Source organism: Microbulbifer sp. ALW1, assembly GCF_009903625.1.
Taxonomy (GTDB): domain Bacteria; phylum Pseudomonadota; class Gammaproteobacteria; order Pseudomonadales; family Cellvibrionaceae; genus Microbulbifer.
In genome coordinates this window covers 4,002,446-4,026,006 of the sequence record NZ_CP047569.1, presented here as the reverse complement: position 1 = coordinate 4,026,006, position 23,561 = coordinate 4,002,446, and the positions used below count along the sequence as shown (strand labels likewise).

Annotated in this window: 20 protein-coding genes and 3 tRNA genes; 8 read left to right on the top strand and 15 right to left on the bottom strand. The window is 58.0% G+C overall.

From position 1 onward, the window contains the following. Window positions 1–14: 14 nt before the first annotated feature. From GRX76_RS16690 to GRX76_RS16675, 4 genes are all read left to right on the top strand, one after another. The gene (locus GRX76_RS16690; protein WP_160154333.1) at window positions 15–1,535 is read left to right on the top strand and encodes a tryptophan halogenase family protein; all 1,521 of its coding nucleotides are present in this window, start codon (window positions 15–17) and stop codon (window positions 1,533–1,535) included. Between the two features lie 104 nt (window positions 1,536–1,639). Then, a complete protein-coding gene (locus GRX76_RS16685; RefSeq protein ID WP_160154332.1) occupies window positions 1,640–2,320 on the top strand; it encodes a DUF6445 family protein in 681 nt (226 codons plus the stop codon). 172 nt (window positions 2,321–2,492) lie between these two features. Then, window positions 2,493–3,209 (top strand): SapC family protein, encoded by a 717-nt coding sequence (locus GRX76_RS16680; protein ID WP_160154331.1) that lies wholly within the window; start codon window positions 2,493–2,495, stop codon window positions 3,207–3,209. A gap of 103 nt (window positions 3,210–3,312) precedes the next feature. Beyond that, complete coding sequence (locus tag GRX76_RS16675; RefSeq protein ID WP_160154330.1) at window positions 3,313–4,365, top strand: sulfite exporter TauE/SafE family protein; 1,053 nt, start codon at window positions 3,313–3,315, stop codon at window positions 4,363–4,365. A 138-nt stretch (window positions 4,366–4,503) separates the two neighbouring features. Here the strand turns inward: GRX76_RS16675 and GRX76_RS16670 are convergent. The 11 genes from GRX76_RS16670 to GRX76_RS16620 all read right to left on the bottom strand — a co-directional run bounded on the left by GRX76_RS16670 (window position 4,504) and on the right by GRX76_RS16620 (window position 13,458). After that, window positions 4,504–4,578: transfer RNA gene (locus GRX76_RS16670), tRNA-Gln, on the bottom strand. A gap of 38 nt (window positions 4,579–4,616) precedes the next feature. After that, a tRNA-Met gene (locus GRX76_RS16665) sits at window positions 4,617–4,693 on the bottom strand. Window positions 4,694–4,810: 117 nt separating this feature from the next. Then, window positions 4,811–5,725 (bottom strand): DMT family transporter, encoded by a 915-nt coding sequence (locus GRX76_RS16660; RefSeq protein WP_160154329.1) that lies wholly within the window; start codon window positions 5,723–5,725, stop codon window positions 4,811–4,813. A 123-nt stretch (window positions 5,726–5,848) separates the two neighbouring features. Beyond that, the gene (gene ychF, locus GRX76_RS16655; protein WP_160154328.1) at window positions 5,849–6,940 is read right to left on the bottom strand and encodes a redox-regulated ATPase YchF; all 1,092 of its coding nucleotides are present in this window, start codon (window positions 6,938–6,940) and stop codon (window positions 5,849–5,851) included. Between the two features lie 81 nt (window positions 6,941–7,021). Further along, the gene (gene pth / locus GRX76_RS16650) at window positions 7,022–7,639 is read right to left on the bottom strand and encodes an aminoacyl-tRNA hydrolase (protein WP_160154327.1); all 618 of its coding nucleotides are present in this window, start codon (window positions 7,637–7,639) and stop codon (window positions 7,022–7,024) included. 31 nt (window positions 7,640–7,670) lie between these two features. Beyond that, window positions 7,671–8,297 carry a 50S ribosomal protein L25/general stress protein Ctc gene (locus GRX76_RS16645; protein ID WP_160154326.1) on the bottom strand — a complete coding sequence of 209 codons (627 nt, stop codon included), beginning with the start codon at window positions 8,295–8,297 and terminating at the stop codon, window positions 7,671–7,673. Between the two features lie 152 nt (window positions 8,298–8,449). Continuing rightward, window positions 8,450–9,379 carry a ribose-phosphate pyrophosphokinase gene (locus GRX76_RS16640; RefSeq protein ID WP_160155034.1) on the bottom strand — a complete coding sequence of 310 codons (930 nt, stop codon included), beginning with the start codon at window positions 9,377–9,379 and terminating at the stop codon, window positions 8,450–8,452. 312 nt (window positions 9,380–9,691) lie between these two features. Continuing rightward, a tRNA-Gln gene (locus GRX76_RS16635) sits at window positions 9,692–9,766 on the bottom strand. Between the two features lie 21 nt (window positions 9,767–9,787). Further along, complete coding sequence (ispE, locus tag GRX76_RS16630; RefSeq protein ID WP_160154325.1) at window positions 9,788–10,672, bottom strand: 4-(cytidine 5'-diphospho)-2-C-methyl-D-erythritol kinase; 885 nt, start codon at window positions 10,670–10,672, stop codon at window positions 9,788–9,790. Window positions 10,673–10,805: 133 nt separating this feature from the next. Then, window positions 10,806–11,468: a lipoprotein insertase outer membrane protein LolB gene (gene lolB, locus GRX76_RS16625; RefSeq protein ID WP_160154324.1), complete on the bottom strand. Its 663-nt coding sequence runs from the start codon at window positions 11,466–11,468 to the stop codon at window positions 10,806–10,808. Continuing rightward, window positions 11,452–13,458, bottom strand: a complete 2,007-nt coding sequence (locus GRX76_RS16620; protein WP_236250437.1) for a tetratricopeptide repeat protein — start codon at window positions 13,456–13,458, stop codon at window positions 11,452–11,454. The genes lolB and GRX76_RS16620 overlap by 17 nt, the downstream gene beginning before the upstream one ends. Window positions 13,459–13,910: 452 nt before the next feature. Between GRX76_RS16620 and hemA the strand changes: the two genes are divergently transcribed. Genes hemA through GRX76_RS16600 form a run of 4 tightly spaced genes read left to right on the top strand, consistent with a single transcriptional unit; the run spans window position 13,911 to window position 18,096 of the window. Then, a complete protein-coding gene (gene hemA / locus GRX76_RS16615; protein WP_160154323.1) occupies window positions 13,911–15,215 on the top strand; it encodes a glutamyl-tRNA reductase in 1,305 nt (434 codons plus the stop codon). Next, on the top strand, window positions 15,216–16,301 hold the full coding sequence (gene prfA / locus GRX76_RS16610) for a peptide chain release factor 1 (RefSeq protein WP_160154322.1): 1,086 nt from the start codon (window positions 15,216–15,218) through the stop codon (window positions 16,299–16,301). It begins immediately after the preceding gene. A gap of 4 nt (window positions 16,302–16,305) precedes the next feature. After that, window positions 16,306–17,145, top strand: coding sequence for a peptide chain release factor N(5)-glutamine methyltransferase (gene prmC, locus GRX76_RS16605; RefSeq protein ID WP_160154321.1), 840 nt, complete (start codon window positions 16,306–16,308; stop codon window positions 17,143–17,145). Between the two features lie 51 nt (window positions 17,146–17,196). Continuing rightward, the gene (locus GRX76_RS16600) at window positions 17,197–18,096 is read left to right on the top strand and encodes a cation diffusion facilitator family transporter (RefSeq protein WP_160154320.1); all 900 of its coding nucleotides are present in this window, start codon (window positions 17,197–17,199) and stop codon (window positions 18,094–18,096) included. A 48-nt stretch (window positions 18,097–18,144) separates the two neighbouring features. Here GRX76_RS16600 and GRX76_RS16595 read toward each other — a convergent pair whose 3' ends face one another. From GRX76_RS16595 to GRX76_RS16580, 4 genes are read right to left on the bottom strand one after another with little or no spacing between them, the layout of a single operon-like run. Continuing rightward, window positions 18,145–20,211 (bottom strand): prolyl oligopeptidase family serine peptidase, encoded by a 2,067-nt coding sequence (locus tag GRX76_RS16595; protein WP_160154319.1) that lies wholly within the window; start codon window positions 20,209–20,211, stop codon window positions 18,145–18,147. Beyond that, window positions 20,208–22,049, bottom strand: coding sequence for a hypothetical protein (locus GRX76_RS16590; protein ID WP_160154318.1), 1,842 nt, complete (start codon window positions 22,047–22,049; stop codon window positions 20,208–20,210). The genes GRX76_RS16595 and GRX76_RS16590 overlap by 4 nt, the downstream gene beginning before the upstream one ends. Beyond that, window positions 22,046–23,041 (bottom strand): ABC transporter ATP-binding protein, encoded by a 996-nt coding sequence (locus tag GRX76_RS16585; RefSeq protein ID WP_160154317.1) that lies wholly within the window; start codon window positions 23,039–23,041, stop codon window positions 22,046–22,048. The genes GRX76_RS16590 and GRX76_RS16585 overlap by 4 nt, the downstream gene beginning before the upstream one ends. A 15-nt stretch (window positions 23,042–23,056) precedes the next feature. Then, the gene (locus GRX76_RS16580) at window positions 23,057–23,479 is read right to left on the bottom strand and encodes a GntR family transcriptional regulator (protein WP_201276851.1); all 423 of its coding nucleotides are present in this window, start codon (window positions 23,477–23,479) and stop codon (window positions 23,057–23,059) included. Window positions 23,480–23,561: the final 82 nt, after the last annotated feature.

Genomic DNA, 23,561 nt, shown 5'->3' with positions numbered 1-23,561 from the left:
TGGAGATAAGTGAGATGAAAATCAGAAAAATTGCGATTGTCGGCGGTGGTACCGCAGGCTGGATGGCAGCCAACCACCTGGGTGTGGAGTTGTCGCGGGACCCTGACATAGAGATCACGCTTATCGAGTCAAAAGATGTGCCGGTCATCGGTGTGGGTGAGGGCACAGTGCCGAGAATCAAGGAAACGCTGAATAAATTCGGCATTTCTGAGGTTGATCTGCTGGCGAGCTGCGACACCACCTTCAAGACCGGTATCAAGTTTTCCAACTGGATGGCGGGTGCCGGGAGTGCGCGGGATAACTTTTACTACCACCCGTTTAGCACACCGTATCCGGAAGGCTTTGATGTTACCGACTACTGCCTAGGTGACGATCAATTCGATTTCTCCTGGTTGGCAGACAGTTACGCTCCAGCGGAAAAAAACCGCTGCCCAAAGCATAAATCCTCTCCTCCATATGTCGGCGCCGTCGACTATGCCTACCACTTCAATGCCGGTAAGTTTTCCGAGCTGATCGCTGCCAATGCGAAGAAGCGATTTGATGTGAAGCACAAGTTTGCAACGGTCAAGGATGTCCGCCTGACTGCAGAGGGCAGTATCTCATCGCTTGTTTATGCCGATGGGGAAGAAGAGGCATTTGATTTTTATATCGACTGTAGTGGCTTTAGCGCTGTGTTGTTGGGGGGAGCGCTGCAGACACCATTCGAAGATAAATCCGCACAGATATTGACGGATACCGCCCTGGTGCTTCAGGAGCCTACTGAGGCAACCAGTGCTATTCAGCCCTATACCACCGCCCATGCGCACAAGGCGGGCTGGATCTGGGATATTCCGCTCACTAACAGGCGGGGCCTCGGGTGCGTTTATTCCAGTCATCATCAGTCGGAAGCGGAAGCGCTGTCTGAGTTTTCGCAGTATCTGGGACGCGAGCTGTCCGCGGATGAGGTGCGTAAGATTCCGATGAAAATCGGTTTCCGGCAGGAATTCTGGAAGAAAAACTGCGTTGCCCTGGGGTTGGCGCAGGGGTTTGTTGAACCTCTGGAGGCCACCTCTATTCTGGTCACTGACTTTTCTGCCAATTTACTGGCGAAGAGCTTTCCCCGATTTGTGGAAGACATTCCCTCGCTTACCGGCTATTACAATCGAGCGGTACGTTACACCTGGGACAGGGTTATTGATTTTGTTCAGCTCCACTATTGCATTTCAGATCGCCGGGATACGCCGTTCTGGGTGGACTGTACCGAGAATGCGCCGCGCTCAGATACTTTAAATGAGCGGCTGGAAAGGTGGTCGGTAGCGACGCCAAAAAGTACGGACTTTTTCAGTACCTTCGATCTTTTCGGGGTGGAGAACTATCTGTTTGTGCTTTACGGGATGCATTTTCCCACCAGGGGCATCACGCTCGGTGAGCGGGAGATGGCCAGTTCCAAGGGTATTATTGAGAAGGCCAGAAAGCGTTCCGAACAGCTGGCTTCAGAGCTGATGTCCCACAGGGATTGGTTGACGGCCTTGCAGCGACACCTGAGCAGGGTTTGAGTCCAGTAGGGGGCCAATACCTGATGTCGAGGGTTGGAAACTACTGGAATTTCGGTGTTAGATTAGTGGCGCTTTGTATCTGATTGGATTTGATTACGTTGGACATGCAAGTACTAAACGTCGGCAATGAGAAAAATACGGTCGTTGTTATCGATGACTTCCTTGAGAGCCCGGAAGAGTTGGTGGCGTTTGCCAAAGCGTCCAGTTTCGCTCCCTGGCCGATTGCGGCGGAGCGCAAAGGTTATCCGGGGGTGAGGGCGTCGGCACCGCCGGAGCATGCGGAGCAAATTATGAGCCGCCTGGATGCCGTAGTGCGGGAGCAGTTCGCACTTGCCCCCGAAAAAAAGCTCACGATCCACCAGGAAACCCTCAACCTCATAACCGTGCCGGAAGAGGAGCTGGGGCCGCTGCAGCGAGCGCCCCATTTCGATACCAGTGCGCCCGGGCTTTACGCCATATTGCTGTACCTCTGCGATGAAACCCATGGCGGAACGGGGTTCTACCGGCACAGGAGTAGTGGTTACGAAACCATTACCCCGGAGAGGGTCGAGCACTACCTGGACTGCTGTTATCTCGAGTTCAACAAATATCGCCGCCCGCAAAAGTATTGCTTTGACTCTGACGATCTGTTCGACAAGGTGGGATTTGTGCCTGCCAGGTTCAATCGGGTGGTGATCTACAAGGGTAATCTGCTGCACAGTGCCAATATCCTCTCGGACAAAAGCATCAATTCCTGCCCCGTGGAGGGTCGCCTGACCGCCAATCTGTTTGTCAGTTACGAGTAGGGTGCTGGTCCGGTATCTATGTGCTGTTGATAGAGGGGCGGAGCATGCCTGCGATGCAGGAATTGCTGGCAACTTCTGTCTGTCTGGTGTATTTTTTGGCTTCCCTTTTTGAGTATAAAAAATATACTGACCGGGTTTTTTAGAATAACTTCAAATTTCAATAAGGTGTTGTATGGCCACTGTAGAAGCCCCAAAAATCGTTCCTCTGCGCAGCGACGTTCACGGCAAACTGAAAGTCCGTGAATTGGGGACCTTTGAGCACGTCAAAAACGCACACATGGTGCCGGTTACTGCTCACGAATTCGCCCGCCTGGGTGCTGAATACCCGATCGTTTTCGTAAAGAATTCCGAAACTGACCAGTTCCAGTCTGTTGCGCTGCTGAGCCTGAAAGTAGGCGAAAACCTGTTTGTTGACGGCGAAAGCTGGAAAGGTGTTTTCGTTCCTGGTGCTGTGCGCAACCATCCTTTCGTCCTGGCGCCTGCTGGTGAAGACAAAGAGCGCCTGATGGTGGGCCTGATCGAGAACAGCCCGGTTGTTGGCGAAGCAGAGGGTAACGCTCTGTTCAATGACGCCGGTGAAGAGTCCGAGTACCTGAAGGCGAAGAAAGAGTCTTTGGTGGGCTACCTGGAAAGCGACCAGATGACCAAAGCGTTCATCACCATCCTGGCCGAGAAAGACCTGCTGACCACCCAGAACGTAGCGGTTAACGCCGGTGGTGAGAAGATCAACCTGACCGGTATCTACATGGTTGATGAGAAGAAGCTGAACGAGCTGGGTGAAGAAGACTTCGCCGATTTCCGCAAGCGTGGTTTCCTGGCGCCGCTGTACGCGCAGCTGAGCTCCATGCACCAGTTCTCCCGTCTGGCCAAGATGCAGGCTGGCGCCTGAGCAATAGGCTGAGCGCGTCTGAGGTCGGATCGGGTTTCCGGTGCGACCTTCCCGGGGCCTCAATTCCTGAGGCCCTGATTCTCTCCCTACCTATGTTCCTCAAATGTTCCTCAAACGCTATTCCGCCTGGCTAATCTTCCTGGGGCTTTTTTATGCGCTCTGGGGGCTGCTGGTGTTTGTCCAGGGTTACTGGCCGCTGGTGTTAGAGCACTGGCCCATGGCCTTGTCCATGGCCGTTGGCAGTTACGCCGCGGGTTCTACCCCGATGGGGGGTGGCACGGTGGGCTTTCCTGTCCTAGTTCTTCTGTTTGATATGCCGGCGAGTCTCGGCCGGGACTTCAGTTTTGCGGTGCAGTCCATCGGTATGGTCAGCGCCACTATTTTCATATTCTGCCGCCGGCAGCCACTGGCCTGGTCCATGTTGCGCGGGGCGCTTGCCGGCAGTCTGGTCGCAACCCCCCTGGGTATCCTTTTCTTCGCGCCGCTGGTTCCTGAGTTGTGGGTAAAGCTGGTGTTTGCGGTGATCTGGGGGAGTTTCGGAATTCTTCATCTGTACCGACTGAAAGAGATTACCGGGCATGATCACGCCGGCGATCCGCGGTGCCCGCAGGATTTCCGTGTAGGCCTGCTGTTAGGGGCTGTGTCCGGGTTTAGCGCCGTATCGGTGACGGGCGTGGGTATCGATATGGTGGTTTACGCGGCACTGGTGTTGCTGAGCCGGGTCGATCTCAAGGTGGCGATTCCCACATCGGTAGTGGTGATGGCGTTTTCATCGGTGGTCGGAGTGGTCGTGAAAAGTCTGTCTGGAGACTGGCAGCCTGGTGTGTTCGGCAACTGGCTTGCCGCTGCGCCGGTAGTGGCCCTTGGTGCTCCCCTGGGGGTTTTTGTGGTCGGGTTGATCGGCCGACGTCCTACCCTGCTGGTGGTGGCCATGCTGTGCGTGGTGCAGTTTGTGTGGACCTGTATTTCCGAGCGTTCGACCCTGGGAGCCTCGGGGGCTGCCTTGGCGTTTATTTCCGTCATCGTGTGTCTCGGTGGTTTTGAAGCGCTGCGCTGGCTGGGGTTAAGGCGGCAATTGGCGAGGGAGCGACGGAGCGAGAAGAATGCGGCGGAAGCGATTTTTCCGGAAGGGGAGCGATTGCTGTCCGGATCCTGAGGTTCAGATACTGTCGTTGTCTGAGGGTGGCTATTTGGGAAAGACTGTTCGGGAAACGCTGTCCGAGAAAGAAATTGGCTAGAAAAACAAAAAAGGCGATCCACTGGATCGCCTTTTCGTTTCAGTCACTGCTGAATATGGCTGGGGTGGAAGGATTCGAACCTTCGCATGACGGGATCAAAACCCGCTGCCTTACCGCTTGGCTACACCCCAGTATCGGGTTTCGTGAAGCTGAATTCACGAGAAGAAGATGGTAGCAAGGGGGAGACTTGAACTCCCGACCTCAGCATTATGAGTGCTGCGCTCTAACCAGCTGAGCTACCTTGCCACAAACAAACTCGGCTAACCGAGGGCGCGAATAATAGGGGCATGAGGTGAGAGTGTCAACACCCTTTTTACTAAATTAATCAGTAGCTTAGCGCGCAAGGCGTCAGCCCTGACTCTATCAGCGCCCGCGGCCGATGGCGGCCAGCAGTGAGCCCATTACAACGGTTATGGCGCCAACCCAGCTGATCCAGTTCATCGGTTCTACCTCAATGTATTCTGGCCACAGGGCGCCGATGATACTGCTCAGGCCGAGCGTCATGAGTGGTACCAATGCCAGGGTGGCGCTGACCCTCGATGCCTCCCAGGCTGCCATGGCCTTGGCGAAGGCGCCGTAGGCAATGAGGGTGTTGGCGGTCAAAAACAGCAGAAGCGCCCAGCCCAGGGCGCCCAGCTGCAGGGCGCTGGAGGGTTTGGCGACCGGCAGGAAGCACAGGGTGCCCGCCAGATAAATCATGACGAGGAGATTTTGTGGGCGGGAGACGGCGACGATTTTTTTCTGGAAGAGGCCGTACACCGCCCAGGTAACCGCCGCAATGGCAACCAGGGCCACCCCGAACAGGTACTGCCGGTCTTCCCCGGCAACTAGCTCACCGATGCGCAGGTTGAAAAACAGCGGCAGGCCGATGCACACCAGCGCAACACCCATCCACTGGCGCGGGGAAAAGCGTTCACCCAGCCAGAAGACACTGAAAATCAGCAGCAACAGCGGTGCCAGCTGGATCAATACCTGTAGTGCTCCGGGCGTGATGTAGTTGAGTCCGGTGGCATAGGCGATGTAGTTGGCGAGGAGGCCGCCAACGGCCAGCAGGGTGTAGGGCAGAAGCTTGCCTTGCAGTAATTTTCCCAGCTCCAGTTCTCGCCGCCAGCCGTACCAGGCGCCGGCAAACAACGCCGCGCCAAAAAAGCGATACCAGGTGATGGTGGTGGAATCCATGTCGGCGATCAGGCCTTTCATGGCGATGGGGAGCAGTGCCCAGAGAAAGGCGGTGGTCAGCGCCAGCGGCAGACCGACTCTCCAGTTGGATGGGTACATGGCAACCTACTATGCGGTTGTTGCAGACATGATTTCCGCGGGTGGCGGATTTCAGAAGGGCCCCGGGACTCTTGTGGAGTCCCGGGTGGATGCCAAAACCTTGGCCGAGGGGAGACGCGAGGATCAGACGTTGAAGCGGAAGTGCACCACGTCGCCGTCGGCAACGACATATTCTTTACCCTCAAGACGCCACTTGCCCGCTTCCTTGGCGCCAGCTTCGCCTTTGTTGGCGACGAAATCGTTGTAACCGACGACTTCCGCGCGAATGAAGCCTTTCTCGAAATCCGTGTGGATTTTGCCCGCGGCCTGCGGTGCGGTGGCACCCAGGGGGATGGTCCAGGCGCGGACTTCTTTCACACCGGCGGTGAAGTAGGTGTGCAGGCCCAGCAGCTGGTAGCCGGCGCGAATCACCCGGTTCAATCCAGGTTCTTCCATGCCCAGTTCTTCCAGGAATTCCTGCTTCTCTTCGTCGTCCAGTTCGGCAATTTCTGCTTCCAGCTTGTTGCAGATAGGCACCAGAACGGCATTTTCTTCTGCGGCGATAGCAGCGACCGCATCCAGGTGCGGGTTGTTCTCGAAGCCGTCCTCATCCACGTTGGCGATATACATGGTGGGCTTGATGGTGAGCAGGCTCAGTTCCTTGAGGGCGGCCAGTTCGTCATCATTCAGGGCGAAGGAGCGCAGAGGCTTGGCTTCATCCAGGTGCGGTTGGATCTTCTCCAGCAGCGCTTTCATTTTGATGGCGTGCTTGTCCTGACCCTTGGCGGCGCGGGTGTAGCGCAGCAGGGCTTTTTCTACGGTATCCAGGTCCGCCAGCGCCAGCTCGGTGTTGATCACCTCGATGTCCGCTACCGGGTGCACCTTGTTGGCTACGTGGATGACGTTGTCGTCTTCAAAGCAGCGCACAACGTGGGCAATGGCGTCGGTCTCGCGGATGTTGGCGAGGAACTTATTGCCCAGGCCTTCCCCTTTGGAGGCGCCGGCCACCAAGCCCGCGATATCGGTAAATTCCATGGTGGTAGGAATCAGCTTTTGCGGCTTTACGATCTCGGCCAGCTTGTCCAGGCGCGGATCCGGTACAGGTACTATGCCGGCATTCGGCTCAATGGTGCAGAAGGGGAAGTTTTCTGCATCGATGCCCGCTTTGGTCAGGGCATTGAACAGAGTGGATTTGCCCACATTGGGCAGGCCGACGATGCCGCAAGTAAAACCCATGGTCTGAATCCTGTAGGTGGTGTTTGTGCCGTGGCGCCGGTGTCGGGGCCGCAGTACTTACTTAGGTAATTGATTAGGTGGTCACTGGGACTTGGAGGTGGCTTTGGTGCTGGTGTGCAGTACCTTCATGGCGCCATTCCAGTCGCCACTGGCAGCGGTAGGCATGACATCCACTGAGCGGTCGATGGCCTCGGCCAGTTGATCCTGTTCAACGCGGGGTGCGCGCTGCAGGACGTAATTCACAACATCGCGGGCATTACCGGGGTGTCCGACGCCGAGGCGCAAGCGCATGAAGTCCCGGTTGTTTCCCATGGCCGCAATGATGTCGCGCAGGCCATTGTGGCCACCGTGGCCGCCGCCGCTTTTCAGGCGTGCAGTGCCGCAGGGCAGGTCCAGCTCATCGTGAGCGACCAGAATAGCCTCGACGGGAATCTTGAAGAAATTCGCCAGCGGAGCCACTGCCTGGCCGCTGCGATTCATAAAGGTGGTGGGAATCAGCAGGCGGATATCCTGCCCGCCGATCCGCACACGGCCGGAGAGGCCGTGATATTTGCTGTCTGCCGTTAGCTGGGTGCCGTGAATACGGGCCAGCTCGGAGACAAAGTCGGCTCCGGCGTTGTGACGCGTCCGGTCGTATTCGGGACCTGGGTTACCCAGGCCCACAATCAACTGGATGGGCGTGTCCGGAGCCTTACTCAAGGTGCTTTACCTTAGTTGAACGAGTAACGGCTTATTCTTCGCCGGACTCTTCGCCTTCGGCAGCTTCAGCTTCAACAGCGCCACGCGGCTTGTGAACAGAAGCTACAACCAGGTCGTGATCTTCGCCGTGGGCCAGATCTACAGACTCAACGCCAGCCGGCAGTTTGATGTCGGAGATGTGTACAGTGCCGTCCATTTCCAGGTCAGCCAGGTCCACTTCGATGAACTCAGGCAGCTTGGAAGCCGGGGCAGTGATGTCCAGCTCGTTCAGGGTGTGAGAAACGATACCGCCGGCCTTAACGCCTTTGCAGGTTTCTTCGTTCAGGAAGTGCAGGGGCACTTTCACGTGAACTTTGGTGTCTGCAGAAACGCGCTGGAAGTCAGCGTGCAGCAGGATGGCTTTAGCCGGGTGACGCTGCAGATCGCGCAGGATCACGGTCTCTTCTTTGCCGTCAACGCTCAGGGTCAGAACGGAAGAGTAAACCGCTTCGTTTTCCAGTGCCTTGAACATGTCTTTCTGCAGCAGGGAGATGGACTGCGGCTCAACTTCGCCACCGTAGATGATGGCAGGAACTTTTGCTTCCAGGCGACGCAGGCGGCGGCTCGCACCTTTCCCTTCGTCGCTGCGGACGCTGGCATTCAATTTAAATTCAGACATGGGGTAAACCTCAGGTTGTCTGTCCAGAAGAACCTGCGACCGGAATCTTCTGGCATTGCTAATAAGCTGGGCAGAATCTATTGAAACGCCCAATAGTAAACGCCCGGCAGTGCCGGGCGGGCGCGTATTCTAAGGGGAAGTGCTGGGGATTACTAGCGGAACATCGCGGAGAGCGACTCTTCGTTGCTGATGCGGCGCATGGATTCGGCCAGCATCGCGGAAAGGGTCAGCTGGCGGATCTTGGGGGCCAGCTTCATTTTGTCGCCCAGCGGGATGGAGTCGGTGACTACCAGTTCATCCATCACGGAGTTGTTCAGGTTTTCGATCGCCTTACCGGACAGTACCGGGTGGGTACAGTAGGCGACTACCTTGGTGGCGCCATGCTCTTTCAGGGCGCTGGCGGCGTTGCACAGGGTGCCCGCGGTATCCACCATATCGTCCACCAGCAGGCAGGTGCGGCCACTGACTTCACCGATGATGTTCATTACTTCGGCCACGTTGGCCGCCGGACGGCGCTTATCGATGATCGCCAGATCGCAATCCAGGCTCTTTGCCACTGCGCGGGCGCGCACTACACCGCCGATATCCGGGGATACAACCACCAGGTCTTCGTAATTCTGACGCTCGATATCGTCCAGCAGGACAGAAGAGCCGTAAACGTTATCCACAGGCACATCAAAGAAGCCCTGGATTTGCTCTGCGTGCAGGTCGACGGTCAGAACCCGGTCGATACCCACGCTGACCATCATGTCGGCGACAACTTTGGCGGAAATCGGTACCCGCTGGGAGCGGACGCGGCGATCCTGGCGCGCGTAGCCGAAGTAGGGGACTACCGCAGTGATACGGCCCGCAGAGGCGCGGCGCAGGGCATCCACCAGCAGGATCAGCTCCATGATGTTGCGGTTGGTAGGCTGGCAGGTGGACTGCACCACGAAAACGTCGCGTCCGCGTACGTTATCGGTAATTTCGACCGCGATCTCACCATCGGAAAAGCGCTTAACCACCGCCTCTCCCAGCGGTATCGCCATATGGTCAACAATCTTTTGTGCCAGTTCCGGGTTTGCGTTGCCGGTGAAGACCATTAAGTCAGCCACTGCGAGTACCTTTTTCGTTGGGAGTAGATGATTTTAGTGAAATTCAGGTGAGTTTCGGAGCGCGAACTGCTTGCAGGTTAGTGTGATGCCTTTTCATTGGGCGACCATTTGATGCAAGTGTAGAGAGTGGGCCCGATCGGCCGGTTATCGGGGGTGGACCCGAAGCTCCAAAGCGAGCCATGGATGGCTCGCCCGCAAACCAGTGCAACTGGTTTGGCGGAAGCTAAGGGCGGACATGCGCCGCGCTTAGCGTCTTTTCAGGAAGTCATGGATGAATTCCTGAAAACTTAAATAAGGAAATGGCTGGGGTGGAAGGATTCGAACCTTCGCATGACGGGATCAAAACCCGCTGCCTTACCGCTTGGCTACACCCCAGCAATGTTGCAGTTAGTCAATTTAGACGCTTGCTGCAAATTTCGCGAGTTGCCTGTGTGCAGGGGATTGATCAACACCTGCAGCAACAAACCCTTTCCATCCTTCAGGCCGCAGCGCGAACACTTGGTGTGCCGCCGCTTCTGACTCGAAGCCGGCAAAAACACAGGCGCCGGTTCCCGTCAGTTGTGCCTCTCCGTGCTGGGAAAGCCACTCTCGGGCTTGCCGCACTTCAGGGTAGAGGGTTTCTACGAGCGGTTGAAAATCGTTACCGGCATAGGTGTTCAGCCAGTGTGTGTTCAGCCGCCTGTCGCGAAGGGCCGCTAATGTAATTGCGGCGGAATCTCTTGTCAAACGTGGATCGGAAAATAACGCGCCGGTGCTCACATGGCAGGCGGGGGTCAGTACCAGATACCACTTTGGCGTGATGGATACCGGGGTCAGTCGCTCGCCTACGCCTTCGGCAAACGCGCTGTGTCCGCGTACAAAGACCGGCACATCGGCTCCCAGTTGCCGCCCCAGGTCCGCCAGCTGGTTCAGGCCCAGATGGCATTGCCACAGCTGGTTTAGCCCCAGTAGCGTAGTAGCGGCATCGCTGCTGCCACCGCCGATACCCCCGCCGGCAGGTAGAATTTTATCCACAGTAATGGTCGCGCCGAGGTGCGGTTTTCCACTGACCTGGCGCAAGGCTTGCGCGGCGCGATAAATCAGATTGTCTTCGGCTTTGACGTCAACGCCGGGGCAGCTCAGTTCGATCCGGTTATCCGCTCTGGCCTCGAAGCGGAGAGTGTCGCCGTAATCCAGCAATTGAAATACGGTCTGCAGCTCGTGATAGCCGTCATCGCGGCGGCCGAGAATACGCAGCATCAGATTCAGTTTGGCGGGCGCGCAAAGGGTGAAGGGGGTCATTGTTGTTATCGGAAGTGGCCGTGAGAAGGTGTACTGAGAGGGGTTGCCCCGGGGGCAACAGGTTGGCGGCAATCTTAGCAGCCGCCAACCAGAGAGAACACCGCAGTAAAGAGCGCGGCGCTGGTAATCCCGGTTATCGGGGTTGCCAGTCCTTGATGACGACCGTGACGCTGACGGGGCCGGCAGCCTGGTTGGTCGAGGCTTTGATGCGGGTGGGTAACTGATAAGGACCTACGGACTGATAACCGCTGAAGTTCAATTGCCACCCCGCTTGTTGCAGTCCCTGCAGCAGACCCTGGGCGTTTTTCTGTTGGCCGGCAATGGCGCCGGGAGCCGCCAGTCCGCGCACCCAGTAAAACATTTCTGATACCGGCAGTGGCCAGCCCATGATTTGCTCCGTCAGCTGTCCTGCGTTGGAAGCAAATACCGCGGGTTCATTGCCGCGCTGCAGACTGACACCGCCAGGGGAGCCGCTGATCACTGTGGCACCTGCGCCCAGCGGGCCGCTCAGGTGAATGCGGTAATTGCTGTTGGCCTGTTGCCAGGTCAGGTTGGCGCTGCCGTTTTCCTTCGGTGAGCGAACGCCGAGCTTGCCCTGGGCTTCCCAGCGCTGCAGTGACGCGGCGGACTGAGCCTGAGAGGTTTGTGCCGGCGGTTGTTCTGGTTGCGGCTTCTGTGAGCTACAGCCCACCACGCCCAGAAGCAGCAGTGCCGCAGTGAGTTGCAGCGCGCGTTGCGCGCTGCGATAGGGGAGAGAGAAAGACGATAGGGAGAGAACTTCAGCTTTCCGTGACATGCTGTTCCAGTCTTTGTTGGTCTTGTAGCCGCTGCATCGCAGCGGGAATGAGTTTGCTCTCTGGGTTTTTCTGCAATCCTTGCTCCCATACCTGCATCGCCTGTTGGCGTTCACCCAGTGCCCAGAGTGCCTCGCCGAGGTGGGCCGCGATTTCGTGATCCGGCATCAGCCCCAGGGCTTTTTGCAGATATTCCACAGCCAGGCTGTGATTGCCTAAACGATGGTGCGCCCAACCCATGCTGTCGATGATGGCAGGGTCATCCGGGCTGAGTTCCAGAGCCTTGGTGATCAGCACCAGCGCTTCGTTTAGGCGATCATCGTAAGAAAGCAGTTTGTATCCCAGCGTGTTCAGCAGGTTCGCATTATCCGGATCGCGGGACAACAGTTTGCGCAAACCCAGTTCAAAATTTGCCATATCCCCCAGCTGATCGCTGGTCATTGCGTGGGCATAAATTAGGCGCTTGCTGTCACTGTTGGCCTCGATTGCACTGGCCAGCAGTGTTTGCGCTTCTTTCAGATAGCCGTGCTTTGTCAGAAGTTCAGTTTGCAATAAATAAAACTGTTCCTGCTGGTCGGCGTGGCGGTGGCGCAGTTCTTCAAACCATTTGTGCGCTTCGTCAAGTTCGCCGTTGGCAGCCAGCAACGCGGTGCCGCGGGTAATGGCCTGCACGTAATCGCTGCCCGGTCGCACGTTGTGGTAATGGGTTACTGCCTGGCGGACATCGCCCTGCTGCTCTGCGATACCGGCAAGGTAAAAATGTGCGGCTGACTCATGCTCTTCCATCGCCAGCAGTTTTTCCAGCATGGCTTTAGCGCTGTCGAACTGTTTGGTTTCGTACTGGATAAGCGCCAGGGACAGAATCAGGTTGCCGTCGTTGGGGCGTTGTTTTACCAGCTCGGCAAATTGCTGCTGTGCCATGTCCAGGTCTTCTCGAATCAGCAGGCGCGCATACTGCAGGCGCAAACGGCTTTCCTTCGGATACAGGGCGACGAGGTTTTCCAGCAGCTTGCGCGCTTCCTTTTCACGCCCCATGTCGATCAGGATATGGGATTCGAGCAGTGGCGCGTCCAGTAGGCCGGGATCCTTTTCCTGTACCTGGCGTGTCAGTGTCAGAGCCTCACTGGGTTTGTTGTTGGCACGCAGTAGCATGGCCAGCGCCAGCGATACTTCATGGTTGTTGGGGAATTTTTCCGAAAGTCGGCGGAATTCCGGCAGGACTTTGGCGGCGAGTTCCTCGTTGTCCACCGCCGTTGCCGCGACTGATTGCAGCGGGGCATCGCCGCCCAGGTCCAGTGCCAGCTCGGCATGCCGCATGGCGCTCTCAAATTCACCGGCAAGGGTCAGTTCCGCGGTAGCGGCCAATTGGGCATCGGGGTTCTCCGGCTCCAGCTCTACCCACAGTTGTGCAGAGCGCAATGCCGCGCGGCGGGCGTTCAGGAAGCGGGCGATGCGGGTGGCGCGAGCGGCTACGCCGGCATCCTTGGTGCGCTCGGCCTGAAAGTAATAATTGGCCAGTGCCAGATCATACTGCTCGCGGTTGCCGGCGACTTCGGCCACCAGCAGCGTATAGAAGGTTTCGATCGGGAAGGGTTTGGCCTTCTCTTTGTCCCGGGCGTCAGCTACCTCTTCGCGGTTGCCGGCTTGCCGGCCTGCGGGGGCTTGAGGCTGGGTGGTCTCTGTTGTCTGCGGGTCGACACTGCCCGGCTCTCCTTGTTCGGTCGTTGCTTGGTACGGCGGAGGCAGTGGGGCCGTCGGCTCTCCCGCGGCAAATTGGGGCTGCTGGGTGCAGGCGCTGAGAATGGCTGCCGAAATGGCGGTGACGAGCAGGCCCTGGCGCTGGCCCCGTGTCACGGGAGGCAGATCTTTGACGGGCTTGAGGATTCTGCGTTGCAGATGGGCGGCCTGTGGCCCTGCGCCGGTGAATATCATGGAGGTTGCCATTGAAGCTGCCATGGAGACCGACATGGAGAGTGCAAAGAAAAGCTGCATAGAAACGTGTCCGTACGTTCGCGCCCTGAATCCGGCCCGGAATAGGGGCTGGCCGGCCAAATGACAGAGGTGATACCTCAGGCAGCGGAGTTAGACGCTGGTGTCATCCGTATTGGTTGGGGGCGCCTGTTGGCGTATTTTTCCGGGTTATCGCCGTATAATTCTAGTTCTGAATTCCGGCGCCGTTGGCACCCGAGCAGTTTCAGCGGCAAAGTCAGCACCTATTTAATCCTTGTGCATAAACTGCCTTAAGGGTGTGCCTGACCAGGAGCTGTGGATGGTTCGGGCTGCGCGGTTGCAGCGACACGGACAGGTACCGGTCATCGCCAGGCTATCAGGGGCATAGGCTGCTTCCTCTTGCATGGCGTGCGGCAGCCCCGGACAATGTGCAGCCTTTTACCCCGGGGAGCCCTGTGGCTTCCCGGAAAAACGACCAATGACGACGAGTTTCTATGCCAATCCTCGCCCTGGGAATCAATCACGATAGCGCGCCCGTCGCCGTGCGCGAGCGGGTGGCGTTCGCCCCGGAAGTGATGCCCAGCGCGCTGGCGGAGGCGCGGGCGGCGCTGGACTGCCCGGAACTGGCGATTCTTTCTACCTGTAACCGAACCGAGATTTACGGTGAGGTGACTGCTGAGTCGGTGCTGGCGTGGATCTCGAACTATCACAAGGTGCCACTGGAGCAGCTGACCGGCTGCCATTACCAGTTCACCGATGAGTCGGCGGTGCGCCACATGATGCGCGTGGCCTGCGGATTGGACTCACTGGTACTCGGCGAGCCGCAGATCCTCGGACAGATGAAGTCCGCCTATGCGGTGGCGCGGGAATCCGGCAGCGTGGGTTCTACCCTGCACAATGTGTTCCAGCAGGTGTTTTCGGTGGCCAAGAAAGTGCGCACCGAGACTGCGATTGGCGAAAACCCGGTATCCGTGGCGTTCGCCGCGGTTTCCCTGGCATCGCGTATCTTTACCGACCTGGGTCAGCAGACGGCGTTACTCATCGGTGCCGGCGAGACCATCGAGCTGGTGGCCCGGCACTTGCTGGATAAAGGCGTCAAACAATTAATCGTCGCCAACCGTACCCTCAATCGCGCCCAGTCGCTGGCGCAGGATTTTGGCGCCGAGGCGATACTGCTGGCGGATATTCCCAACTACCTGCCGCGGGCGGATATTGTGATCAGCTCCACTGCCAGTCAGTTGCCGATTCTCGGCAAAGGCGCGGTGGAGAGCGCCCTCAAGCAGCGCCGCCACCGTCCCATGTTCATGGTGGATATCGCAGTGCCGCGGGATATCGAGTCCCAGGTGGGCAAGCTGGACGACGTCTATCTCTACACCGTGGATGACCTGCGCGGGGTGATCGACGAGGGCAAGCGCCTGCGGGAAAAGGCCGCCGAAGCCGCAGATGAAATTGTCGATGCCGCCGCGCGGATTTTTATGCGCGAGCACCGCAGTCTGCAGGCGGTGGATTCCATTCGCAGCTATCGCCAGCAGGCCCAGTCGGTCAGTAAAGACGAACTGGAGAAGGCTCTGGTGCAGCTGCGCACCGGTGGCGATCCGGAGCAGTTGCTGGAGCAGCTGGCCCGCTCGCTCACCAACAAATTGATTCACGCGCCCACCGTGGCCCTGCGGCAAGCGACCGCCGAGGGCGACCTGGAGCGTCTGCGCATCGCGCGGGAAATTATTGGCCTGGCGCCAGAAGCGTCGGCCCCGGAAACCGATTTGCCGGCGAATACGCCGGATAAGAAGAAACTCAAGTAAATGAAAGATTCGGTACAACACAAACTCGACAACCTGGTGGAGCGCCACGAGGAGGTCTCCGCGCTGTTGGGGGATGCGGAGATCATCAGCGATCAGGAGCAGTTCCGCGAACTGTCGCGGGAGTATTCCGAGCTGGAAGAAGTGGTCAAATGCTACAGCCGCTATAAAACCCTGCAGGAAGACATGGCCGCCGCCCGCGAGATGCTCGAAGAGAGCGACGCGGAAATGCGTGAAATGGCTCAGGAAGAGCTGCGCGAGGCCCAGGCGCAACTGGAGCCGCTGGAAAACGAGTTGCAGACTCTGTTGTTGCCGCGGGATCCCAATGACCGTAAAAACGTCTACCTGGAAATCCGCGCTGGCACCGGCGGTGATGAGGCGGCAATTTTCTCCGGCGATCTGTTCCGCATGTATTCCCGCTATGGCGAGAAGCAGGGCTGGCGCATCGAGGTGATCAGTGAAAACCCCGGTGAGCACGGTGGCTACAAGGAGATCATCACCCGTGTGGCGGGGGATGATGTCTACGCGCGGCTCAAATTCGAATCCGGTGCCCACCGGGTGCAGCGGGTGCCGGAAACCGAATCCCAGGGGCGTATTCACACGTCGGCCTGTACCGTAGCGGTGATGCCGGAGCCCGATGAGCGCGATGCGATCGAGATCAACAAAGCAGACCTGCGTACCGATACCTATCGCGCCTCCGGCGCCGGCGGCCAGCACGTCAACAAAACCGACTCGGCGGTGCGCCTGACCCATATTCCCACCGGTATTGTGGTGGAGTGCCAGGACGAGCGCTCCCAGCACAAGAACCGCGCCAAGGCCATGGCCCTGTTGCAGGCCAAGCTGAACAGCGCCCAGGAATCCGCTGCCGCCCAGGAAATTTCCGACGCGCGCAGAAACCTGGTGGGCAGCGGCGACCGCTCCGAGCGTATCCGCACTTACAACTTCCCCCAGGGCCGGGTGACCGATCACCGAATCGGCCTGACCCTGTACAAGCTGGATGAGGTGATGCAGGGCGCGCTGGAGGAAGTCATCGACCCCCTGCGCACCGAATACCAGGCGGATCAGCTGGCGGCTTTGGGGCAGCACTGAGCCCATGGCCACGGTGAAGGAAAACCTGCTGCGGGCGACGGAACTGGCACACAGCGACAGCCCGCGCCTGGACCTGGAGGTGCTCCTGTGTCACCTGCTAGGCAAGAGTCGCGCCTGGCTGTACACCTGGCCGGAGCATCCACTGGATGATACGCAGCAGGCCGCATTCGACCGCCTGTTTCAACGTCGCCTCGCTGGTGAACCGGTGGCGCACCTGACCGGTTCCCGGGAATTCTGGTCACTGCCGCTCAAGGTCAATCGCGCTACTCTGATCCCGCGCCCGGATACCGAGGTGCTGGTGGAGACCGTATTGGCGCTCTGCCCAGAAGACAATCTATCGCTGCTGGACCTCGGTACCGGCACCGGTGCCATTGCACTGGCGCTAGCCAGTGAGAAGCCCGGCTGGCAGATTCTGGCTCTGGACAAAATGCCCGCTGCGGTAGCGCTGGCGGAAGAAAATCGCCAGCAGCTGGGCTTTGCCAATGTGCGGCTGCTGCAGAGTGACTGGTTCGCGGCGCTGGCGGACGAGCGCTTCGATGTGATTGTCAGCAATCCTCCCTATATCGACCCCCAGGACCCCCACCTGCGTGAAGGTGACGTGCGTTTTGAGCCGCTGTCTGCACTGGTGGCGGAAGAGGCCGGGCTGGCGGATATCCGCCAGATCGCCGCGGACGCGCGCGGTTTTTTCCGGGGTACCGGCCTACTGCTGGTGGAGCACGGGTGGGATCAGGGTAAGGCGGCGCGCCGGATTTTTTCCGATGCGGACTACACCGACGTGGAAACCCGGCTTGACTATGCCGGGCGGGAACGTATCACCCTTGGCCGATATCACACCTCGTCGTAATTCGCCCTTGCACAGATAGGGCCATCAAAACGTCGTCGCAAGAGGGAAGCTATGCACGATCACGCCCATCACCGCGCTCACCACCACGGTAGCGGGAATCACCTCAAGCCCCTGGTATGGGGGCTCGTCATTACCCTGGCATTCGCCGTGGTGGAAGCCATCGGCGGCTGGATTTCCGGCTCACTGGCCCTGCTGGGCGATGCCGGCCACATGGTGACCGATTCTTTTTCCCTGGCCCTCGGCGCCGTTGCCGCACTGCTTGCGCAGAAGCCGGCCAGCCGGGAAATGTCGTTTGGCTGGGGGCGCGCGGAAGTACTCGCGGCCATCTTCAATGCCGTGTTCATGCTGTTGATTGTTATCGGCATCGCGATTGCGGCATTCCATCGCCTGCGCGATCCGCAGCCGGTGCAGGGCGGTATGGTGATGCTGATTGCATCCATCGGCCTGCTGGTAAATGTGGCGGTAGCCTGGGTACTGCACCGGGGGGAGCAGACCCTGAATATCCGCGGTGCGCTTTTGCATGTGATGGGGGATCTGCTGGGTTCTGTGGCGGCGCTGATTGCCGGCGCGGTGATTTACTTCACCGGCTGGACACCGATAGATCCGTTGCTGTCGGTGCTGATCTGTGTGCTGATTCTGTTCTCGAGCTTGAGGCTACTGCGGGATGCCGTCGATGTATTGATGGAGCGGGTGCCCAGAGAGCTGAGTCTTCCGGTGGTGGGCGAAGCCATGGCGGCCGTTGACGGCGTGCGCTCGGTGCACGACCTGCATATCTGGCGCCTGGACAGCAGTATGATTTCGCTATCGGCACACATCGTTGTTGATGATTTGTCCGCTTGGCCCCAGGTGTTAGAACGATTGCGGAAAACGCTTATTCAGCGTTTTGATATTGATCATATTACGTTACAGCCTGAACCGATTCGGTTGGTGTCGATTCGAGAGCCCCTGTAAAGGGGACTCGCAACCTGCTGATCTTCTTGTGTCGGCAGACGGTCGATTTTACTCCTGTAAATTGCTCCCTCCCGCACGCAGGTTTTTCTTCAGGAACCTCTCCAGCTCGGGCGATGGTTTTGTAACACCGCCGCCGAAATGTCTGTGCGCCGCCGCTTCAATTAACCACCCAAGCGCTTCTGCATTTATGCGCTCGCCAGGGCTGTGTCCCGACTCAGGATCGATCAGTAACATGGGAGTGAAGTCGGCATTCGCTTCCGCCATGTAGCGCACATTGCTCTCCACCGCAACGCGGTCGTCCTTCGCGCCCGCCCAGAGATACACCGGCGTCGTGAGGTTTTTTGCATGCATCAATGGCGAATCGCGATGCATCTGCTCGTGCCACGATTCGTCGCCATAGGGGACGCCGTATTTGGGGAAAAGCACCTCGAGTGGTGGGCCGTCTGCGGATAAGGCACTGCCGCCCTCAATGGCAATGTCTTCCATTGTCCAGGCCATATCGACCGGCGCCGCACTCGGTACCGCAAACGCGAAACGCTTGGGGTGATGTGTCACTGCCATCAGACTGGCATAGCCGCCGAAGGAGTGGCCGACAACCGCCTGTCGCTTTGCGTTGCCGATACCATTTGCAATCAAGTAATCGAGGCCGGTGATAATGTCATCCAGCACACCATGTTTGCCAAAATCACCACCTGCTGCTTTCACGTAATTCACACCGTAACCGATTGAGGCGCGGAAATTGGGTTTGAAAACGATATAGCCGCGATTGGTCAGCAGCTGTGCGCCGATATCGTTTTCGCCAAAGGAGCGACTGTAAGGACCTCCGTGAATCATTGCGATCAGTGGTGCTTCGTTTAGTGGTATCCCCTTCGGCAGGTAGACATATCCGTGCAGCAACATGCCATCCCTGCCACGCCATTGCACCGGCAGCGAGTTGCTCATCTGTTCCGGCGTGACAGCGCTTTGACTTTCCTGCTCAAAAAGCGGGGTCAGCAATGGTTCTGTGACATCGTAGAGAAAATATCGATGATAAAGCTGGTTTGCCTTGATCGCCTGAATAAGCCATCGACTACCGTCGCTTGCCGGTTTGATATCGAGATTCGCACCTTGCAAATCCGTGGGCAGTTTTGTCTTTACTGTGTCGAGTATTGAATCTGTTTCGGCAAGGCGTCCATGCCATTGGACGCGATCGGGACGGTATGCGATTGCCAGCCAGTCCAGTCCGTCGGGCTGCATAATAACGGACACGGCATCCGCTATGCGGCGCGGATCCTGATGCAATATCTCCCACTTCTTCATGCGAGTATTGAATCGCTGTAGCACCGCCCGATCTTCGCCGTTGTGCGCCAGTGCCCAGACGGACTCACTTGCTGCCCCGGCGAAGGCATAGGCAATCGGGTGGCAGCGCTCGGGTAGTGGGCAGCGCATCAGTTCATGTTTGCCCCCGTTGTCCTGCTTCCAGATTACGGTGTCGAACGCGTCACCGTCATATCCGGCGATATAGCGCAAGCTTCCGTCGGCATTGAGCAGGGCACTTTGCAGGGCCTTGCGCGATTCATAAACAACCTGGATTTTCCCTTCTGCGTCAATTGTCAGGTAGCGGTACAGCCACTCGCCGTTGTCGGCGATTTTTTCGCTCAGTACGGCAAATGCTGGTGCATACCAGTCCACCGTCCAGAGTGCTTGCCGGCGCGCGTCATCGAACCGGAATACCCGACGGCTGGTCATGGTGCCGGTGTCGAATACACCAAGGCCTTGTTCATCCGCCAGCCAGATACGCGCGCCGTCCCCAGACCAATAGACCGCGACCTGGTCGCTGTTCGGCAAGATGCGCCGTGACTTGCCACTCTCGATTTCCTGCAGCCAGAGTTCAATACGTTGTTCCGTATCGCGTCGGAAGGTCAACCAGCGCCCATCCGGCGACAGGGACAGATCCCGCACTCTGGCGCGTTGCATGAATACATCACGGGAAATATGCGGCGCAGCGTGTGAGTTTTCGGCGATGTGTTTTGCTGTTTGTAGCGCCTGATCGGTATCTCCTGCAGTCGCCTGTGTGGGGGATGTAACGGCAAGCGACAGCAGAAATACATAACATGCTCGCGCGTAAGCCGTCATATACGCGCTTCCCTTTGTTTTACTTCCCTTGGCTCTAGCAGAAACAGGCTGAGTAATGCGGGTAGCCCGATAAGCGCACAATTGACTAGCCACACGCGGCGGCGACCGACTGGCATACGCGTGCCGCGTATCCACCACCAGGCAGCGCCGGTTGATAGAAGAATGAGTACTAGTGCGGTGTACAGCGCCGGGGCGCGCGGGAATATAGTTACCGTCATCGGCCAAGTCAGCCCCTTATCGAGCGCCATTTCAGGCATGGTGCGGACCAAATCCATCACCGGCGATACCCACCAGTAAGTGCGCTGGAGTACAGGGAAATCCGGGTTGATTTCCCTCTCGCCGACCACACGCCCGTTGCCGTCGGCATCGACGAAGAGCACCTGTTGCCAGGGAGACGCAGTGGTATTGAACTGGCTGAACCCGATCTGTCGCATGCCGTTGCCATAGACAAATGATACCAGCCAACCATCCATGAGTTCCGCGAGGGTGACGGATTCCAGGTTTTGCGAGCCGCGTGGTAATTCAATCGCCCAGTCCGACAACAGTGGCTTGATATTCGCAGCGGCGCGGTGGTCTTCACGCAGCACGATCAGGCGCTGGTTTGTCAGGATTAGCACGCGGTCAAACGCGCGTTGGGGCATAGCAGTGAACTGTTCCTTCTCGCTCATCTGCAGCGCGAGTCGCTGTTCCACTGTCTGGGTATCATCGTCAATGCCGTAGAGGGTGTGCGGCGTAAGCAGATCTCCCTCGTCTGTCGCTACAGGTACCGCCAGGAAAGGTGTGGTCTCATTTGCACCACCACGCCCGAATACGCCCTTTGTGGTTCCGCTTTCTGGGTCGCGACCGATGAACAGCATTTCGTCGTGGCTGAATGTCCAATCGATCTTTCTTTCCTTGTCGTACCAGCCTGTGGGAAGTTGGAAATTGCTGAGTTGCTGGTGCAGCGGGAAGCGCTTTAGCCAGGGGCCGAACCGCGTGGGCTCGAGCAGCGGCAATTGCGTTTGCCACGAGGATGCGCGCGGATCTTCACTGTTGACCAGCCCCAGCGCAATTTCCTCATGGGGCTCGGAGCGTTCTGTTTCGATCAGCCCGCCCTTCGGGGGATAGTCCGTATTTAGCGGGTCAACGCCGAGAAGTATGCCGCCGGTGACAAACAGAAAACGAAAGATCACGGCACAGAACAGAAAAAGTCCCAGCTGCAGTGGCAACGCCGTGGCGAGCAGAGTTGCAATACCCTGAATTGGCGCTTCGCGGTTCGCGCGGAAACTGCGCAGTGTGATGTAACCAAGCCACACCAGTGTCAGCATCACTGGCACCAGTAATGCGATTGTTGAAACAAGATGCAGGCTCAGTACGAGTGGAGCAAAGAATATGGCGATAGCTGCACGGCTACGGCTGACACACGCATGCGCGCCCGCCATCCAGGCCATCATGGTGAAGCCGAGCAGGTGCGCAATCAAAAGGTAATGCCGCAGGTCGACCACTCGGGTCGTCATGACGTCGGTACCGATGACCAGTGCCAGCATGGGCAGGGAAATGGCGACGGTAAGTAGTGTCAGTGCCGATAGCGCCAGAGCGCCAAAAATGCGCGAAGGTGCAAGTGGACGATGCATCAGCCAGGTCCACTGACTTGGTTTGCGATAGCTGCCAACCTGAGCAATCGCGAGCACTAAACCTACGCTCATAAAAATAAAGAGCATTGGCAGTGCTTCCAGGAAGGACATCTGCAGCAGGTTGGTGACGCGGTTCAGGAAGACCAGTAGCAGCAGATTTACTACCGCAGCGGCCAGTGCCAGCCAGCGGAAACGGCGAAGCTCCGAGAAGTAGAGATCTTTCACAGGGCGACCTCCCTAGTGCTGTCTTTTTCTGTCTCGGTGGGCAAGGGGCGTGCGTGATTGCGAGTGAGGAAGGCATTCACTGCGCGATCCAGATCCACAGCTCCCTGCCATACGCTGCGGGCGCCCTTGTCTTTCAACTGCTGGCCAAAGCTTTCGTCTCTGTCCAGCACAATAAAGTGAAACAGCCCGTCGATACGCTGCACTTGCAGCACGCCGGGCAAGAATTCTGCACCGGAAGACAGGAAGGGGAATTCGGCAACCCATAGCGAGACGCGCTCACAAAACTCATCCGGCGGGGACATATGCACCAGCTCGCCGCGTTCCAATACGATCAGATTGTCCGCCAACCGCTCAATCTCCTCCATTTGATGTGAGCAATAGACAATGCTGCTGCCGGTATCCTCCACCGACGACAGTACGGCTTCGAGAAAGGCGCGCTTGGCGACAACATCGAGCCCGAGCGTTGGTTCGTCGAGGATCAGCAATTCCGGGGATTGGGCCATCGCTATTGCGAGATTTACCCCGGCGCGTTCGCCGCGCGACAGCTCGCGAATACGCTGGACTTCATCGACACTGAAGTGGCCAACGATGTTGCGGTAACGTGCTTCGTTCCACTGGGGATAGAGCCGGCGCTGCATTGCGACCACTTCGTTGATACGCAACCAGGAGGGGAGGCTGTGTTCCTCGTTGACGAAACCGATACGGGCGCGGTCGCATTCCCGCAAAGCGCCACAATTGCGTCCCAGGATTTCTGCGCTGCCACTGGTTTGTGACTGGAAGCCTAGCAGGATGCGAAACAGTGATGACTTGCCCGCGCCATTCGCCCCGACGATCGCGTGGATACGCCCCGGTGGAATTTGCAGAGTGAGATTTTTCAGTGCGAGCTTGTTTCCATAGCGAAGCGAGAGGTCTTTCGTTTCAATGACGAATGTCGATGTGACCGCTGGCTCGGGTATGCCTTGTTGGACGATTTTCAGTTCGGGAGAGGACATCTTGTGCTCCATGCGTCAGGCGCGACGCTTGCTATTCGTCTGGCCGAGTACCGGTTTTAGTTCCGCATCCATACGGTCAAGGATTTCGCGCTTGGTGTAATTCAGGCCGACGACCTCAGCCACGAAGCTGTCGATGGCGATCCCGAGACGGCGCTCACGCTCGTCATCGGACAGTTGTTGTCGCGGTGCGGCGACGAAGAGGCCAAGGCCCTGGCGGGAATCCAGCCAGCCCTGGTTGCTGAGTTCGCTGTAGGCTTTGGCGATGGTGTTCGGGTTTACGGTGAGCTGTTTTGCCAGACCTCGCACGCTCGGCAACTGGGCGCCTACGGGTAACTCGCCACTCGCGATCTGGAGGCGGATAGCATCGGTAATCTGCCGGCTGATCGGTCGCGGATCCGCAGCGCTAAGCTGCAACATCAATGGGACAGTTCGGGACATGGTGGCACCTGCTTCTGTATTATCTGTACTGTGTGTTGTAGTACAGTTGGGTCGAGATTAGGCGTGCGAAGCTGGGTTGTCA

Bases quoted from the DNA above. Each gene is read 5' to 3' on its own strand.
- GRX76_RS16690 (WP_160154333.1), top strand. From the start codon at position 15: ATGAAAATCAGAAAAATTGCGATTGTCGGCGGTGGTACCGCAGGCTGG.
- GRX76_RS16685 (WP_160154332.1), top strand. From the start codon at position 1,640: ATGCAAGTACTAAACGTCGGCAATGAGAAAAATACGGTCGTTGTTATC.
- GRX76_RS16680 (WP_160154331.1), top strand. From the start codon at position 2,493: ATGGCCACTGTAGAAGCCCCAAAAATCGTTCCTCTGCGCAGCGACGTT.
- GRX76_RS16675 (WP_160154330.1), top strand. From the start codon at position 3,313: ATGTTCCTCAAACGCTATTCCGCCTGGCTAATCTTCCTGGGGCTTTTT.
- GRX76_RS16660 (WP_160154329.1), bottom strand. From the start codon at position 5,725: ATGTACCCATCCAACTGGAGAGTCGGTCTGCCGCTGGCGCTGACCACC.
- ychF (WP_160154328.1), bottom strand. From the start codon at position 6,940: ATGGGTTTTACTTGCGGCATCGTCGGCCTGCCCAATGTGGGCAAATCC.
- GRX76_RS16645 (WP_160154326.1), bottom strand. From the start codon at position 8,297: ATGTCTGAATTTAAATTGAATGCCAGCGTCCGCAGCGACGAAGGGAAA.
- GRX76_RS16640 (WP_160155034.1), bottom strand. From the start codon at position 9,379: ATGGTCTTCACCGGCAACGCAAACCCGGAACTGGCACAAAAGATTGTT.
- ispE (WP_160154325.1), bottom strand. From the start codon at position 10,672: ATGACCCCCTTCACCCTTTGCGCGCCCGCCAAACTGAATCTGATGCTG.
- lolB (WP_160154324.1), bottom strand. From the start codon at position 11,468: ATGTCACGGAAAGCTGAAGTTCTCTCCCTATCGTCTTTCTCTCTCCCC.
- GRX76_RS16620 (WP_236250437.1), bottom strand. From the start codon at position 13,458: ATGCAGCTTTTCTTTGCACTCTCCATGTCGGTCTCCATGGCAGCTTCA.
- hemA (WP_160154323.1), top strand. From the start codon at position 13,911: ATGCCAATCCTCGCCCTGGGAATCAATCACGATAGCGCGCCCGTCGCC.
- prfA (WP_160154322.1), top strand. From the start codon at position 15,216: ATGAAAGATTCGGTACAACACAAACTCGACAACCTGGTGGAGCGCCAC.
- prmC (WP_160154321.1), top strand. From the start codon at position 16,306: ATGGCCACGGTGAAGGAAAACCTGCTGCGGGCGACGGAACTGGCACAC.
- GRX76_RS16600 (WP_160154320.1), top strand. From the start codon at position 17,197: ATGCACGATCACGCCCATCACCGCGCTCACCACCACGGTAGCGGGAAT.
- GRX76_RS16595 (WP_160154319.1), bottom strand. From the start codon at position 20,211: ATGACGGCTTACGCGCGAGCATGTTATGTATTTCTGCTGTCGCTTGCC.
- GRX76_RS16585 (WP_160154317.1), bottom strand. From the start codon at position 23,041: ATGTCCTCTCCCGAACTGAAAATCGTCCAACAAGGCATACCCGAGCCA.
- GRX76_RS16580 (WP_201276851.1), bottom strand. From the start codon at position 23,479: ATGTCCCGAACTGTCCCATTGATGTTGCAGCTTAGCGCTGCGGATCCG.